The sequence below is a fragment of the Ralstonia sp. Ralssp110 genome (assembly GCF_047325135.1).
Lineage (GTDB): Bacteria > Pseudomonadota > Gammaproteobacteria > Burkholderiales > Burkholderiaceae > Ralstonia > Ralstonia mojiangensis.
Genome location: NZ_CP168610.1, coordinates 3,188,310 through 3,203,988, shown reverse-complemented (window position 1 = coordinate 3,203,988; position 15,679 = coordinate 3,188,310). Strand labels below are relative to the sequence as shown.

The window sequence follows — 15,679 nt, the reverse complement described above, 5'->3', positions numbered from 1 at the left end:
GGAATGGAGGCGGAGCGCGGAGACTCCGCGAGGATCAGCGCGCGGCGGTGCTGGCGGTCTGACCGAACAACACGCTGCGCTCGTCGTCGGAGATGTCTTCGCGGCGGCGCGAGTAGGCGCGCTCCACCCCGGCATAAGCGCGCTGCGTGGCAGAGCGTGCGCCAACGGCTTCGAACCAGCGCTGCAGATTCGGAAAGTCGTTCAAGTCCTGGCCGTGCCCGGCGTGCGGCACGATCCACGGATAAGCCGCGATGTCGGCGATCGTGTAGTCGTTGCCGGCAATGTAGGGCCGATCGGCCAGGCGGCGGTCGAGCACGCCGTACAGGCGGTTCGTTTCCTTGGTGTAGCGCTCGATGGCGTAGGGCACGCGCTCGGGGGCGTACACGTTGAAGTGGCCGATCTGCCCGGCCATCGGGCCCAGGCCGCCCACCTGCCAGAACAGCCACTTGAGCACTTCCATGCGGCCGTGCAGGTCGGCGGGCATCAACTGGCCGGTCTTCTCTGCCAGATAAAGCAGCATGGCGCCCGATTCGAACAGCACCACGGGTTCGCTGCCTTCGGCCGGGTCATGATCGACCATGGCCGGAATCTTGTTGTTGGGCGAAATGGCCAGGAACTCGGGCTTGAACTGGTCACCCCGGCTGATATCGACGGGGATGACGCGGTGCGGCAAGCCGGTTTCGGCAAAGAACAGCGCCATCTTCAGGCCGTTGGGCGTGGCGCAGTAGTAGAGGTCGATCATGGCGGGGCCCTCGTGTTCTGTCATGTTGGTTGACAGATTATGTGGGCGAGTGGCCTTTTGTAATGTCCAAAAAATGGAATTTTCAGGTGACCACTCACTGGCTGTGCACCTGTGCGGGCTCCGCTGTTTCGCAAGCGCGTGCGTACCATTCCCAGGCCGCGGTGCCGCACAGCACGCCCGTCGCCAGCGCCGACACGGCCAGCGCCGGAAGCTCAACCGCTGGTAGCCATGCGCCACCCAACACCACTAGGCCGACCACATGTGCCGGACGCAACCGCCCGAAGATCGCCCACTTGAACAGCAGGTTGCCCAGCAGGTATAGCGCCGCACTGCCCAGCACCGCCAGCGTTGTCCCTTCATGGGCGTGGCCCACCGGATGCGCCAGCACAAATTCATCGGCCACGGCCCCGACGATGATGCCGGCCACCAGCACGACGTGGATGTAGGTGTAGGCCAGGCGTGCGAGCCGCCCCGGATCAGCCGAATGCGAGATGGTGCGCGCACCGCGCTCGGCAATCGTGTCGAAGTACAGCCACCACATCGCCAGGCTGCCGACGAACGACAGCGCCATCGCCGCGATGTTTTCTGCGTTCCAGTCGAGCCCGGCAAACGTGGAGCCCGTCACCAGCACCGATTCGCCCAGCGCGATGATGATGAACAGCGAGCAGCGCTCGGCCATGTGGCCGCCTTCCACGTTCCAGTCGTTGGTGGTGGAGCGGCCGAGGCCCGGCGTGTAGAAGCCCATCGATGGCCCGAGCCATTCGATGGTCAGCGCGACGATCCAGCAGGCCCAGCGCACGGAACCGTCCGACAGGCCGCCCGCCAGCCACAGCACGGCAGAGATGCCGAGCCACGTGGCGATGCGCTGGAAGTTGCGCCGCATGGGCAGCGATTCACCACGCACGGCCCACAGGAAGAACACCGTGCGCCCGAACTGCATGAACACATAGGCCAGCGCAAACGCCAGCCCGCGCGAGCCGAACGCCTGCGGCAGCGATGCCGAGAGCAGCAGCCCGCCCGTCATCAGCACGAGCATCAGCATGCGGATGGCGAGCTTGTCCGGATCGAGCCAGTTCGTCACCCACGACGTGAAGATCCACACCCACCACACCGCCAGCATCAGCAGCAGCGCCTGCGCGCCGCCCTGCAGCGTGAAGTTGCCGATCAGCAGATGCGAGAGCTGCGTCACCGCAAACACGAACACCAGATCGAAGAACAACTCGATGTTGGTGACGCGGTGGTGGCCGTGGGCCCCTTCAGGCGCGGGGCGGAGATAACTGCGGGGCATCGGGTGTCCTCGGTGCAAGACTCGGCGGGGGCGATCAGGCCGACTGCATGCCGAGCGTGAGCGTGCCTGCGCCCACCATCACCGCACCGCCCGTGTAGCCGAAGCGGCGCTGTGCGGCCACGCTGGTCAAACGCTTGGCGAGCAGCTTGGCGGCCAGCGCGTACATCGACGCATTGGCGGCAGCCAGGATGACGAAGGTCGGCAGCAGGATCGCGCTCTGCGACAGGAAGGTCTGCTCGGCCGACATGAACTGCGGCACGAAGGCGACGAAGAAGACGATGCTCTTGGGGTTCAGCGCGGTGACCGTCCAGGCCGACAGGAAGCGGCGGCCGGCGGACTTTTGCTGCACGGGGATGGTGGCCTCCGGCGCGTCCGCCTGTACGTCATCCTGCAGGCGGCGCGCGCTGAGGATGGACTTGATGCCCAGATAGACGAGGTACGAACCGCCAATGAGCTTGAGCGCCGTGAAGGCCGCGGCCGATGCGGCGAGCAGTGCGCCCGCACCGGCAAGGGACACGGCCATGGCGGTGGTGTCGCCTGCCGCCACGCCGGCAACGGTGCTCCACGCCGAGCGGCCACGGTTGGCCAGCGAATCACCAATCACCAAAAGGATGGTCGGGCCGGGGATGAGCAGGATGATGATGCTGGCGCCGATGAAGGCCAGCCAGGTTTGGAGGGTCATGGGGCGGCTCGCTGTGTTGTGGGGGGAAGGGGACACAGTTATCCATGAAAAAATTGGGGCGTCAAATGGGGGCGGGTGTTTTCTTTGTTCTTGGTTTGGACGTTGTTGGTCCATCCCTCTTTCGTTCCCTGCCGGGACCGACTTACTTTTCTTTGTCTTGCCAAAGAAAAGTAAGCAAAAGAAAGGCGCGCCCGAGATGGCGAAAGACTCCTTGAATTTGTGTGACCGTGCGGGGAAGGAGGCAAACTCGCTGCGCTCAGACAAGCCTCCTTCCTTGATCCGCCCGCTCACACAAATTCAAGGCGCCATCAAGGGCTCAACGTCAAAAGAAAAAGGCCAACCCGTCGCGAGGTTGGCTTTGTCGTTTGGGCTGGCGCTGAGATGGTTTGGCCTTTGACTTTCCTGCCCTTGATGGCGCCTTCAATTTTCGTAAGCGGGCGGAAAAAAGGCGGGGAACTGTTTGAGCGCAGCGAGTTTTCCCCGCCTCCGCCCGGTTACGGAAATTGAAGGAATCTTTCGCCATCTCGGGCGCGCATTTCTTTGCTTACTTTCTTTGGGCAAGACCAAAGAAAGTGAGTCAGCCCCGGCAGGGGATGAAACAGGGGATGGACCACCACGTCCAAAACAGCCCAAACAAAAAACCTACCCGTGCCTCCGCGCCGCCAACCCCACCCCACTCACCAACAAAACCGCAGCCGCCACCTCAAGCCCATGAGGCCATCGAGCCTCATAGATAAACCCATACACCAACGCAAACACCGTCTCAAACACAATCAACTGACCCGACAGCGTCAACGGCAACTTGCGGCTGGCCGCATTCCACAGGCTGTTCCCCAGCACCGACGCCCCCAGCGCCACGCCCATATTCACCAGCCAGAACATCCCCCACGCCGATGGGGGCTGCGCAGAAGCCGTCGCCATGCCGGGCATGAAAAACGCAGGCACGGCCAGTGCCAGTGACAACACCCCAGTCGCAACGCCCGTCAACAGCGACCACTCGCGACTGGTGAACTGCGGCCGCGCGCGCAGGTACCGCGCATTGCACACCGCGTACACCGTCCAGCACGCCAGCGCGCCCGCGGCCATCAGAAGACCGATGAAATAGGTTCTCCCGCCCGCACTCGAATGCACGTCGGGCGCATCCAGATAGATGCACACCACACCCGCCACGGCCATCAGCAGTGGCAGGGCCAGGCGGCGCATGGGCAGGCTGCCCCGTTCTGCTGCGCCGGCCAGCGTGACCGTCACCGGCAGCAGGCCGACGATGAGCGACACCGGCGCCACGCCCGCGCGCTGCACGCCGCCCGCCACGCACAGGTAGTAAAGGATGTTGCCCGGCAGCGATAACAGCAGCAGCGCCAGCCAATCGCGCCGGGTCGGTTTGCGCCACAGAGTGCGCCACACCGGTAGCGCGAGTGCCAGCGACAACACGCCATACAACACATACCGCGCCGCTGAAAGCGCCAGCGGAGAGAACTGCGGCAGCATCTTCGGCGCGACGAAGATGACGCCCCACAGCGCCCCGGCCGCGACGCCGTAGCCGATGCCCGTGAGCCGGTCACGCCGTGCGTCGTGCTGCGTGTGATGAAGATGCGTTGCAGTGGAGGTGTCGCCAACAGCCATGGAGCGCCTGTCCGGAAAGATCAATCGAACCGGCACTCTGCGCGCGCGCGCGCCGCGCGTCTTGGCGAAGACGGCTGCGCTTTGGCAAAAACGGAAACGGAAACTGAGACCGGGGGCTAGCGCCGCACGGCTGCGGGCGTGATGCCGTGTGCGGCCTTGAGGTGGCGCGTGAGGGCGCTTTGGTCGTAGTAGCCGGTGCGCGCGGCAACCTCGGCGATGGGCAGGGCGGTGGTTTCCAGCAGCGTCAGCGCATGCCGCAGCCGTACCTCGGCCAGATGCGCGTGCAGCGTGGTGCCGTAGGCCGCACGGAACAGCGTGGCAAGGCGGCGCGCGCTCACGCCGACTTCTGCGGCGAGCGCATCGACGGTGAGCGGCTCGGCGTAGCGGTGTTCGATCGCGTGCCATACGCGCTCGGCACGTGCATCGGCGCGTGCGCGTATTTGCGTGGATTGGTTGGCCGGATGCGCGGCCAGCGTCGCCAGCGCGAGTGACGACCACGCATTGGCCAACACTGCGTCGACGATGGGCGCGTCTTGCAGCCACGTCGTCAGCGCGCGCAGGCCCGGCGTGAGCGGAAAGAACACGCGATCGGCCAGGCCGCCCAGGCCGGGGGCGTCAGCGGCCTGCCCGGGAATGTCGAACACGATGAAGCGGTTGGCGCCCGTGGCTTCAAACGCATGCGTGGCGCCGGCCGGAATGAGCGCAGCGTGGTGCGTGTCGACGCGGCCGCCGCGGCCGTCCACGTCCATCTCCAGGATGCCGCGTGCGGGCATCACGACTTGCATGAAGTCGTGCGAGTGCGGAGGGGCGGCGAGGCCGTAAGTGCGGAAGTCCAGCATGGTGCCGCCGAGAATAGCACCGGCATCCGCCCAAAAAAATACCCGGCCACAGATCATGCTGCGCCGGGTCTCGGAACTTTCACGGAAAGAGGCTCCGTGAGAAGAGGAACACGCATATCGTGCGCTGCGTGCATGACAGCGGCATGTCAGCCGCGCCTGCGCACTCATTCCTCCTGGATCGTCACCTTGTCCGGATAGAACGCGAGATAGCCCGCCACTTCACGCGCGACGGGTTTGGGCTGCTCGTACGTCCAGACGGCGTTGTCGACGCGCACATCGCCGGCCACGATGGTGTAGTACGACGCATCGCCCTTGTACGGGCAATGCGTGTGATGCTGCGTGCGCTCCAGCAGATTCATCTGCACATCGTCGCGCGGGATGTACTGCACCGGCGGGTACGACGCCTCGCGCAGCGTGCGCGCCAGATGCGTGCTGGCGATGGTGAAGCCGTTGAGGGTCACCGTCACGCGGCGCGGGTTCGACTCCACGGTAATGGGGTGATTCGGATCGATATCGGGCATACGGCACTCCTGCAGTTGGGCGAGGGAAGACGCTTTCACTGTAGCAAGCGCCGCGCGCGCCTTCTTTTGCCCCCGCTGCTTACCAGTGGGTTTCCGATTCCGGCGTGGACGAGACGCGATGGATCGCCAGGTCGGCGCCCATGAATTCGGCCTCGCGATCAAGCCTCAGCCCCACGAGCTTGCGCAGGGTGCCGTACACGACCGTGCCGCCGATCAGCGCAATGACAATGCCGCCCGCCGTGCCCGCCACCTGCGCCCAGAACGACACGCCGCCCAGGCCGCCCAGCGCCTTCAGGCCGAAGATGCCGGCCGCGATGCCGCCCCACGCGCCGCATAGACCATGCAGCGGCCACACGCCGAGCACGTCGTCGATGCGCCAGACGTTTTGCACGCGCGTGAACATCCAGACAAACAGCACGCCCGCAATGCCGCCGACGGCAAGCGCCCCCAGCGGGTGCATCACGTCGGAGCCGGCGCACACGGCTACCAGGCCGGCCAGCGGGCCGTTGTACGAAAAGCCCGGGTCGTTCTTGCCCATCCACCACGCGGTGAGCGTGCCGCCCACCATGGCCATCAGCGAGTTGATGGCGACCAGGCCGCTCATCTTGTCGAGCGTCTGCGCGCTCATCACGTTGAAGCCGAACCAGCCCACCGCCAGCACCCAGGCGCCGGCGGCCAGGAACGGGATGTTCGACGGCGGATGCGCGGCGATGCGGCCGTCGTCTTTGTAGCGGCCGTGGCGCGCGCCGAGCAGCAGCACCGCCGGCAGCGCGATCCAGCCGCCCACGGCGTGCACGACCACCGAGCCGGCAAAGTCGTGGAACTCCGCGCCCGTCACGCTCTGCAGCCAGTGCTGGATGCCGAAGCGCTCGTTCCAGGCGATGCCTTCAAAGAACGGGTAGACGAAGCCCACCAGCACGAAGGTTGCCGCCAGTTGCGGCTCGAAGCGCGAGCGCTCGGCAATGCCGCCCGAGATGATGGCCGGGATGGCCGCCGCGAAGGTCAGCAGGAAGAAGAACTTCACCAGCTCATAGCCGTTCTGCTGGGCGAGCACGTCGGCGCCGGTAAAGAAATTGACGCCGTACGCGATCGAATAGCCGATGAAGAAGTACGCGATGGTCGACACGGCAAAGTCGACCAGGATCTTGACCAGCGCATTGACCTGGTTCTTCTTGCGGACGGTGCCCAGCTCAAGGAACGCGAAGCCGGCATGCATGGCCAGCACCATGATCGCGCCCAACAGGATGAAGAGCGCGTCGCCCCCGGTTTTGATGGAGTTCATTGCGGTTGTCGTGCGGGTTGAGGGTCAGCGCCATCCGGGTGCAGTGCATGCCCACAAATGACGCAAAAAGCGCCGACAGATGCAAAAGTTGTTCCAACCGTGTGCAAAAAGGTGACATGGCGCACCAGGGCCGTGCGCGCGCCGTCGTTCTCGGGCGTCGGGTTTGGGGTGGCCCGAAATCGGTGCGTAATTGCCTTGAATTGGTGCGGTTGAGGTGGTTTATGCGCCGTAGTGGTGCGCGTGGGCGCGGAAGGTTACGGCTTGGCGCCCGACACGCTGAACGATGCCGCCACGGCGTTCCACAGCGGCTCGTACCGCAAGCGCACGGCGCTGGCCTGCTCGGGCGAGGTGGCGGGGGACTGCATGTGCAGCATCAGCAGCGCGCCGTCAGTTGGCACCATGAAGACGCGGCCGACCAGCGTGTTGCCCGTGGCGCGCGGGATATGCGGGCCGGGCGATTCGCCGATGTAGCTGGCCCACACCCCGGTGCGTCCGCCGAACGACTGCGTGCCCCAGCCGAGCAGCCGGCAAGGGGCCGCCACGGCTTGCTTGACGGCATCGCGCATCCAGCGCGGTTCGCGGCTGTCAGGAACGGTTTCGAGGTCGCCTTCGGTGGGGCGCACGATCAGTTCCATGCGTGACAGCCCCGAGCCGCCCTGGTTGGCCCACGCGCCGATCGCCACCCGCGCCGGGTCGGGCTTGCGCGGCGGCGTGGGCGGCACGCGCTCCCAGGAGAACGGCAGCCGCAGGCCGAGGCTCGCGCCGCGCGCATTCGGCCAGTCAGACAACGTCACGGTCTGGGTGAAGCGGCTGCTCAGTTCATCGGCGGGGCGGTCGTCGTAGACCACCGCCAGCAGCGTCTGCAGGGTGGCGCGGTCCTGGTTGCCCTGCGCACGCGCAACCACGCGTTCGGCCAGCGCGTGCGCCGTCTGGGCAGTCTGGGTGGCGGTCGTCACGCTGGGCTGGTGGATATCGAGTGCGCGCTCGATCAGGAGTTGCCGCTCGTCGTCGGATAGCGGAATGCCGGCGATCAGGCGGCGCGTGCGGGCCAGCGCCTGCGGGAAAGTGTTGTCGAACTGCGTACGGGCGCGGATCAGCTCTTCACGCTGACCGGGAAAGCGTTGAATGGCGCGATCAAGCGCCTGCGTCTGCACGGTCAGGAAACCAAGCACGCTGATCAGCCCCGGGATGGCGCCGGGCGTGTAGTCCCACGCCAGGGCGTGGCCGGACCACGCCAACAAGGCAGTCAGACACCAGCGCATCGTTGCGCGGCTTGGCATTGGAAGTTCCCCCTGTGGCCGGACCCGTCTCCGGCCAAAATCTGACTCTAACGATTTGTATCGATTGTGTGCAAGCTGGGTGTTGCACCGAGATCGGACCGTTCCGGCCCCACTGTTTGCGCAAACAATGCCGGCGCCCGCGCGGCCGGTTGACGAGGGCGTCAACCCCGAAAATACTGTCTGTTCGACCCGTCGACCGGCACACCGCGCCTTGTGCGCTGTACAACACCTACAATGCCGGCGCCCACTTTATCGAAGGTGGAGACATGACCGATCTTTCCGCTGCCCGCGCGGCCGATCCCACGCCTGCCAGCGAAGCTGCGCCGGTGCGCAATAAGGTGCGCTTCGTGACGGCCGCATCGTTGTTCGACGGGCATGACGCGTCGATCAACATCATGCGGCGCATCCTGCAGTCGATGGGCTGCGAAGTGATCCATCTTGGGCACAACCGCTCGGTGGACGAGGTGGTGAACGCGGCGCTGCAGGAAGACGTGCAGGGCATTGCCGTGTCCAGCTACCAGGGCGGCCACGTCGAATACTTCAAGTACATGATCGACGCGCTGCGCGCACGCGGCGGCGAGCACATCCAGGTGTTCGGCGGCGGTGGCGGCGTGATCGTGCCGACGGAGATCCGCGAGTTGCAGGACTACGGCGTCGCGCGCATCTACAGCCCCGAAGACGGCCAGCGCATGGGCCTCGCCGGCATGATTGCCGACATGGTGCAGCGCTGCGATATTGATCTCTCCATCTACGCGCCGGCCACGCTGGAGCCCGTCGCCAATGGCGACCGCCGCGCCCTGGCGCAATTGATCACCGCACTGGAATCGGGCCGCATCGATCCGGCATTGCGCGAGGCCGTGCACGCGGCTGCGATGGCCACGCCGACGCCGGTGCTCGGCATCACGGGCACAGGCGGCGCAGGCAAGTCGTCGCTCACCGATGAGCTGATCCGCCGCTTCCGCCTTGACCAGCGAGACACGCTGCGCATCGCTGTCATCTCGATCGATCCGTCGCGGCGCAAGTCGGGCGGTGCGTTGCTGGGCGACCGCATTCGCATGAACGCGATCAACCATCCGAACATCTTCGTGCGCTCGCTGGCCACGCGGGAGGCCAGCCGCGAGATCTCCGACGCGCTGCCCGACGTGATTGCCGCATGCCGCGCTGGCGGGTTCGATTTCATCATCGTCGAGACCTCCGGCATCGGGCAGGGCGATGCGGCCATCGTGCCGCACGTCGATCTGTCGCTGTATGTGATGACGCCCGAGTTTGGCGCCGCCAGCCAGCTGGAGAAGATCGACATGCTGGACTTTGCCGATCTGGTAGCGATCAACAAATTCGACCGCAAGGGCGCGCAGGACGCGTGGCGCGACGTCGCCAAGCAGGTGCAGCGCAACCGCGAGCAATGGCACGCCCGGCCTGAAGACATGCCGGTGTTCGGCACGCAGGCCTCGCACTTCAATGACGACGGCGTGACGGCGCTGTATCACATGCTGGCCGATCGGCTGAGCGAGCGCGGCATGGCGCTGGCTGAACGCACGCTGCCGCGCCCGGCCGGCAAATGCTCCACCAGCCACGACGCCATCGTGCCGCCCGCGCGCGTGCGCTACCTGGCGGAGCTGGCCGATACGGTGCGCGGCTACCACCGCCGCGTCGACGCGCAAAGCCGCCTCGCGCGGGAGCGCCAGCAGTTGCGGGCCAGCCACCGCATGCTGGAGCAGGCCGGCGCCACGGTGCAGACGCTGTCCGCGCTCGACAAGCAAGCCACCGAGCGCGACGCGCAGCTCGGCGCTGTTGAGCGCAAGCTGCTCGCCATGTGGCCCGACCTGCGCCGCGCGTATTCCGGCGACGAATACGTTGTCAAGATTCGCGACAAGGAAATCCGCACGCAGCTCACGCACACCACGCTCTCGGGCACGACCATCCGCAAGGTCGTCCTGCCGCCGTATGAAGACGATGGCGAGGTGCTGCGCTGGCTGATGCGCGAGAACGTGCCGGGCAGTTTTCCGTACACCGCCGGCGTGTTCGCCTTCAAGCGTGAGAACGAAGACCCGACGCGCATGTTCGCGGGCGAGGGCGATGCCTTCCGCACCAACCGGCGCTTCAAGCTCGTCTCCGAAGGCATGGAGGCCAAGCGGCTCTCCACCGCGTTCGACTCCGTCACGCTCTACGGCGAAGATCCGGCGCTGCGCCCGGACATCTACGGCAAGGTGGGCAACTCCGGCGTGTCGATCGCCACGCTCGACGACATGGAAGTGCTGTACGACAGCTTTGACCTGACTAGCCCCGCCACGTCGGTGTCCATGACGATCAACGGGCCCGCGCCGACGATCCTGGCGATGTTCATGAATACCGCCATCGACCAGAATCTCGCCCGGTTCCGCGCGGACAACCAGCGCGAGCCGACGCAGGACGAGGAAGCGAAGATCCGCGCGTGGGTGCTGCAGAACGTGCGCGGCACGGTGCAGGCCGACATCCTCAAGGAAGACCAGGGCCAGAACACCTGCATCTTCTCGACCGAGTTTTCGCTCAAGGTGATGGGCGATATCCAGGAATATTTCGTGCACCACCAGGTGCGCAATTTCTACTCGGTGTCGATCTCGGGCTACCACATAGCCGAGGCGGGCGCGAACCCGATCTCGCAACTCGCATTCACGCTGGCCAACGGCTTCACGTATGTGGAGGCGTACCTCGCGCGCGGCATGCATATCGACGATTTCGCGCCGAACCTGTCGTTCTTCTTCTCCAACGGCATGGACCCCGAGTACAACGTGCTGGGCCGCGTCGCGCGTCGCATCTGGGCGGTGACCCTGCGAGACAAGTACGGCGCGAACGAGCGCAGCCAGAAGCTGAAGTACCACGTGCAGACGTCGGGCCGGTCATTGCACGCGCAGGAAATCGCCTTCAACGATATCCGCACTACGCTGCAGGCGCTGATCGCCATCTACGACAACTGCAACAGCCTGCACACGAATGCCTACGATGAGGCGATCACCACGCCGACGGCCGAATCCGTGCGGCGCGCCCTGGCGATTCAGCTCATCATCAACCGCGAGTGGGGCCTCGCCAAGTGCGAGAACCCGAACCAGGGCAGCTTCGTCATCGATGAACTGACGGACCTGGTGGAAGAAGCCGTGCTGCAGGAGTTCGAGCGCATTGCCGAGCGCGGCGGTGTGCTCGGCGCGATGGAAACCGGCTACCAGCGCGGCAAGATTCAGGAAGAGTCGATGCTGTACGAGCAGCGCAAGCACGATGGCTCGCTGCCCATCATCGGTGTGAATACGTTCCGCAATCCCGACGCCGAGAGTGTGGTGCCGCCGCACATCGAACTGGCACGCTCCAGCGAAGAAGAGAAGCAGAGCCAACTCGCGCGGCTGCAGGATTTTCATGCACGGCATGCCGGGGAAGCGCCCGCCATGCTGCAGCGCCTGCAGCGCGCCGTGATCGACGATCAGAACGTGTTCGCGGTGCTGATGGACGCCGTGCGCGTCTGCTCGCTCGGGCAGATCACGCACGCGTTGTTCGAGGTGGGCGGGCAGTACCGGCGCAACATGTAGCCCGCACCCCGTTCAAGCGTGCGTGGCGGGCGCAATCCATGCCGGCAGCGCGCCATGCCCACCGCGCGGAGCGTGCCAGACCTGGCGCGCGGCTGCTGTCACGCTGTCGATGAGGGGTACGGGCACGTGCGCCTGCAGCTTCTGCGCAAGGCCCGCCAATCCCGCGCCGCCCAGCACGATTGCGTCGACGGGCTGGCGCCGCAGGACGGTCGTGCAGGCGCCAATCAAGATCTGTTCTGCCGCATCCGGCGCGGCGTATAGCGCGGCCCCGTCTAGTTCGACGGTATGGATATCGCGCACGGTGTGGCCGCCTTCAAGCGTGGGCAGCAAGCGCTCCAAAATCGGCCCCCACGCATGGCCTCCCGTGATGACTGCGCAAGTGCCGTACGTTGCCGCTTCCATCAACGCGGCCTCCGCCAGGCCGGTGACGGGGCACGGCGCCACCTCGCGCAGCGCGAAGAGCCCGGGGTCGCCAAAACAGCCGATGATGGCGGCGTTGATGGCTGGCTGCTGTGCCCGCGTCCATGCGTCGAGCGCGGCGTGCGCGGCCACCGCGTAGCCGACTTCGGTGGCGATGTACGGCGCACCAAACCGCGCGGTAACCGCTTCCACAACGACATCGCAGGGCAATGCAGCCTGCACGAAGCGCGTGATGGTCTGTGTGAGCGCGCTCGTGGTATTCGGGTTGATCAGTAGCAGCCGGCGCGGCCCGGCCGATTCCGTAGCGAGGGTCATTGGCGCGCGTTCAGTCAATGGTTCAGTCAACCCGCCCGGCGCTCTGGCGGCGGCGCAGTCGAACAATGGCCAGCATCGTCAGCCCCATCACCACGAACGACACGACGGTGGTGAGCGTGCCCAGCGCGTAGATGGACGGCGTCGTCACGGTGGTGGTCAATCCTTGCAGTTCGAGCGGCAGCGTGTTGACGTCGCCGATTGCCTGCGAGGTGCGCGCGATCTCGTCCCAGCTCAGCGTGAAGCCGAACATGCCCACACCGATGAGCGACGGCGCGATCAACGGCAGCACGACGTGCCGGAACGTCTGCCAGGGCGTGGCCCCCAGGTCGCGCGCGGCTTCTTCGTAGGCTGGGTTGAAGCGGTTGAAGACGGCGAACATGATGAGCAGGCCGAACGGCAGCGTCCACGTGAGGTGCGCGCCGAGGGCGGATGTCCAGAGGCCCAGCGACGATCCAAAGCTGTCGGCCTGATCGCCCATGCCCAACGCGGTGAGCAACGCCTTGATGCCCGTGTCGATCAGCCGGAACTGCAGGCCGATGCCGAGCGACACCACGATCGACGGCATGATTAGGCTGGCCACCGTGACGTAGAACAGTGCACCACCGCCACGCAGCCGCTTCCGGAAAGCCAATGCCGCCAGCAGCGAGAGCCCCATGGTCAGCGCCATCACGGCCGCGCCCAGCGCGAGTGAGCGCCGGAATGCCGCGCCGATGTCGACCACGCCCAGGCCTTCGGCAAGCTGGCGATACCAATGCAGCGAGAGCCCATTCATCGGAAATGTCAGGCCGCCTTCCGGGCCCTGGAAGCTGAGCGCGAAGATCGTCAGCATCGGCCCGTACAGGAACAGCACAAACAGCGCGAAGAGGCATGCCAGCGGCCAGAAGCCGGGGGCATGGGGTTCGCGAAAGCGCGCTTGCATGTCAAAGCTCCTTGCGGATGTCGACCACGCGGGTCAGGCCCCAGATGATCATCAGCACCGTCAGCAGCAGCACCACGGCGTTGGCGGCCGCCAGCGGAAATTGCAGGTACGACGTCTGCACCTGGATCATCTTGCCGACCGAGGCGATCTGCTGGCCGCCCATCACGCCCACGGTCACGAAATCGCCCATGACGATGGTCAGGATGAAGATGGAGCCGATCAGGATGCCGCTGCGCGACAGCGGCACGATCACGTGCCACAGCGTTTGCCAGGCGCTGGCGCCTGCATCGCGCGCGGCTTCGAGCAACGCGCGGTCGATGCGCATCATCGAATTGAAGATCGGCACGATCATGAACATGGTGTAGAGGTGCACGTAGGCCAGCAGCACCGAGAAGTTCGAATACAGCAGCCAGTCCTGCGGCTGCTCGGTCAGGTGCATGGCCTGCAGCGTCTGGTTGACGAGGCCGTTGCGGCCCAGCAACGGGATCCACGAAATCATGCGGATCACGTTGGACGTCCAGAACGGCACCGTGCAGATCACGAACAGCAGCGTCTGCACCGCAGCCGAGCGCACGTGGAACGCCAGGAAGTACGCCAGCGCAAAACCCAGCACCAGCGTCAGCGCCCAGGTGCCCAGCGCAAAGCGCAGCGTCGACAGGTACGTCGACGCCGTCACGCACAGATCGCCGTATTCATTGAGATGGCCGCAGCCTTCCCACAGCTTGGCGTAGTTGCGCAAGGTGAAGGTCGGCAGCAGCGCGTACTCGTTGAAATCCCAGAAGCTGACCATTGCGACCAGCCCCAGCGGGATCAGAAAGAACACGACAAACACCGCCGCAAACGGCAGCGCCTGCAAGCCCGGACGCAGGGCGCCGGCGGCGGGTGGAGTAGACGGCGTAGAGGGTGTCATGACGATGGCGACGTGCTGAGGGGCGTCAAGCGGCGACAAACTCGTTCCACTTGCGGACCATGTATTCGTTTTCGTCCATGACTGCGTTCCAGCAGGCGATGCCGCCCATGCGCTGTTCGTAGCTGCCGCCGTCGCGCACGCTGCCGGCCTTGGCCAGCACATCGCCGTGCGGGCTCTTGATGTCCTTGGCAGCGGGTTTGCCTTCCATCCAGTAGGCCCACTCGTACGGTTCCATCTTGGCCTTGGCCGTTTCCAGCACGGCGCTGTAGTAGCCCTGGCGGTTCAGGTACGCACCGGCCCAGCCGTCGAGGAACCAGTTGATGAATTCATACGCCGCGTCGAGCTTCTTGCCCGATACCGTCTTCGGAATGCCAAAGCCGGCGGCCCACGCGCGATAGCCTTCCTTGAGCGGCTGGAACGTGCAGTCGATGCCCTTGCTGCGCACGGCGGTCACCGCCGGGCTCCACATCGACTGGATCACCACTTCGCCCGAAGACATCAAATTCACGCTTTCGTTGAAGTCCTTCCACAGCGCGCGGAACTGACCTGCCTTCTTGGCTTCGATCAGCGTCTTGATGGTCAGGTCGATTTCGGCGCGGGTCATGTTGCCCTTGTCGGCGTACTTGTGCAGGCCCTTGGCTTCCACCACCATCGCCGCGTCCATGATGCCGATCGACGGAATGTTCAGGATCGACGCACGCCCCTTGAACTCGGGGTTCAGCAGCTCGGCCCACGAGTTGATGGGGCGCTTGATGAGGTCGGGACGGATGCCCAGCGTGTCGGCGTTGTACACGGTCGGGATCAGCGTCATGAACTGCGTGGGCGAAGTCGCGAACGTGGTCGCATTGGCGCCCGGCAGATACATGACCTTCTTGGGCGCGGTGCCCTGGTCGCCCACCTTCTTGCCGGCCACCTCGCCCTTGGTGAACAGCGACGTGATCTTGTCCGCGTTCTTGATGCGGCGCGCGTCGATGCCCAGCAGGTTGCCGGTCGGCACGATCTTCTTGAGCGAGAAATACTCCGTGTCGATGAGGTCGAAGCTGCTCGGCGCGGTCACGGCGCGCTTGGTGATCTCATCGGTCGTCACCGCCACGTACTGCACGCGGATGCCGGTGTCGGCTTCGAATTTCTCGGCGATCAGTTTGTCCTGGTTGACCGCCGTGCCGAGGTAGCGCAGCGTCAGTTTTTCCTGCGCGTGGATCGCGGGTACGACGCCGGTGGCCAGAATGGCGGCCATGCCCTTGAGTGCGGTGCGGCGGCCGGCCTTGAAATCGTTGGAATCGTCAGACATGTTGCAACCCCTG

General features: G+C 65.4%; 13 protein-coding genes. 1 reads left to right on the top strand and 12 read right to left on the bottom strand.

What is annotated here, in order from left to right:
- Nucleotides 1–34: 34 nt before the first annotated feature.
- From ACEN9T_RS23955 to ACEN9T_RS23920, 8 genes are all read right to left on the bottom strand, one after another.
- Entirely contained in the window at nt 35–742 is a 708-nt protein-coding gene (locus tag ACEN9T_RS23955) for a glutathione binding-like protein (protein WP_413708505.1), read from the bottom strand.
- A 94-nt stretch (nt 743–836) separates the two neighbouring features.
- Nucleotides 837–2,030, bottom strand: a complete 1,194-nt coding sequence (locus tag ACEN9T_RS23950; protein ID WP_092974461.1) for a low temperature requirement protein A — start codon at nt 2,028–2,030, stop codon at nt 837–839.
- Nucleotides 2,031–2,064: 34 nt separating this feature from the next.
- Complete coding sequence (locus tag ACEN9T_RS23945; RefSeq protein WP_092974464.1) at nt 2,065–2,712, bottom strand: LysE family translocator; 648 nt, start codon at nt 2,710–2,712, stop codon at nt 2,065–2,067.
- Between the two features lie 642 nt (nt 2,713–3,354).
- Nucleotides 3,355–4,335: a DMT family transporter gene (locus ACEN9T_RS23940; RefSeq protein ID WP_413707241.1), complete on the bottom strand. Its 981-nt coding sequence runs from the start codon at nt 4,333–4,335 to the stop codon at nt 3,355–3,357.
- A 116-nt stretch (nt 4,336–4,451) separates the two neighbouring features.
- Entirely contained in the window at nt 4,452–5,174 is a 723-nt protein-coding gene (locus tag ACEN9T_RS23935) for a helix-turn-helix domain-containing protein (RefSeq protein WP_413707240.1), read from the bottom strand.
- A gap of 164 nt (nt 5,175–5,338) precedes the next feature.
- Nucleotides 5,339–5,695 carry a DUF427 domain-containing protein gene (locus tag ACEN9T_RS23930; RefSeq protein ID WP_045202279.1) on the bottom strand — a complete coding sequence of 119 codons (357 nt, stop codon included), beginning with the start codon at nt 5,693–5,695 and terminating at the stop codon, nt 5,339–5,341.
- Nucleotides 5,696–5,774: 79 nt separating this feature from the next.
- Nucleotides 5,775–6,977 (bottom strand): ammonium transporter, encoded by a 1,203-nt coding sequence (locus ACEN9T_RS23925; protein ID WP_092973728.1) that lies wholly within the window; start codon nt 6,975–6,977, stop codon nt 5,775–5,777.
- A gap of 254 nt (nt 6,978–7,231) precedes the next feature.
- Nucleotides 7,232–8,257: a hypothetical protein gene (locus ACEN9T_RS23920; protein WP_092973725.1), complete on the bottom strand. Its 1,026-nt coding sequence runs from the start codon at nt 8,255–8,257 to the stop codon at nt 7,232–7,234.
- A 266-nt stretch (nt 8,258–8,523) separates the two neighbouring features.
- Here ACEN9T_RS23920 and icmF point away from each other — a divergent pair, with 266 nt between their 5' ends.
- A complete protein-coding gene (gene icmF, locus ACEN9T_RS23915; protein WP_413707239.1) occupies nt 8,524–11,811 on the top strand; it encodes a fused isobutyryl-CoA mutase/GTPase IcmF in 3,288 nt (1,095 codons plus the stop codon).
- Nucleotides 11,812–11,823: 12 nt separating this feature from the next.
- Here the strand turns inward: icmF and ACEN9T_RS23910 are convergent, their stop codons facing one another.
- The 4 genes from ACEN9T_RS23910 to ACEN9T_RS23895 are packed head-to-tail and all read right to left on the bottom strand — an operon-like array spanning nt 11,824 to nt 15,666.
- Entirely contained in the window at nt 11,824–12,546 is a 723-nt protein-coding gene (locus ACEN9T_RS23910; protein WP_413707238.1) for an aspartate/glutamate racemase family protein, read from the bottom strand.
- Between the two features lie 22 nt (nt 12,547–12,568).
- Nucleotides 12,569–13,465 (bottom strand): ABC transporter permease, encoded by an 897-nt coding sequence (locus ACEN9T_RS23905; RefSeq protein WP_413707237.1) that lies wholly within the window; start codon nt 13,463–13,465, stop codon nt 12,569–12,571.
- A 1-nt stretch (nt 13,466) separates the two neighbouring features.
- Nucleotides 13,467–14,375 (bottom strand): ABC transporter permease, encoded by a 909-nt coding sequence (locus tag ACEN9T_RS23900; protein ID WP_413707236.1) that lies wholly within the window; start codon nt 14,373–14,375, stop codon nt 13,467–13,469.
- Nucleotides 14,376–14,400: 25 nt separating this feature from the next.
- On the bottom strand, nt 14,401–15,666 hold the full coding sequence (locus ACEN9T_RS23895; protein WP_102064322.1) for an ABC transporter substrate-binding protein: 1,266 nt from the start codon (nt 15,664–15,666) through the stop codon (nt 14,401–14,403).
- Between the last annotated feature and the right edge of the window lie 13 nt (nt 15,667–15,679).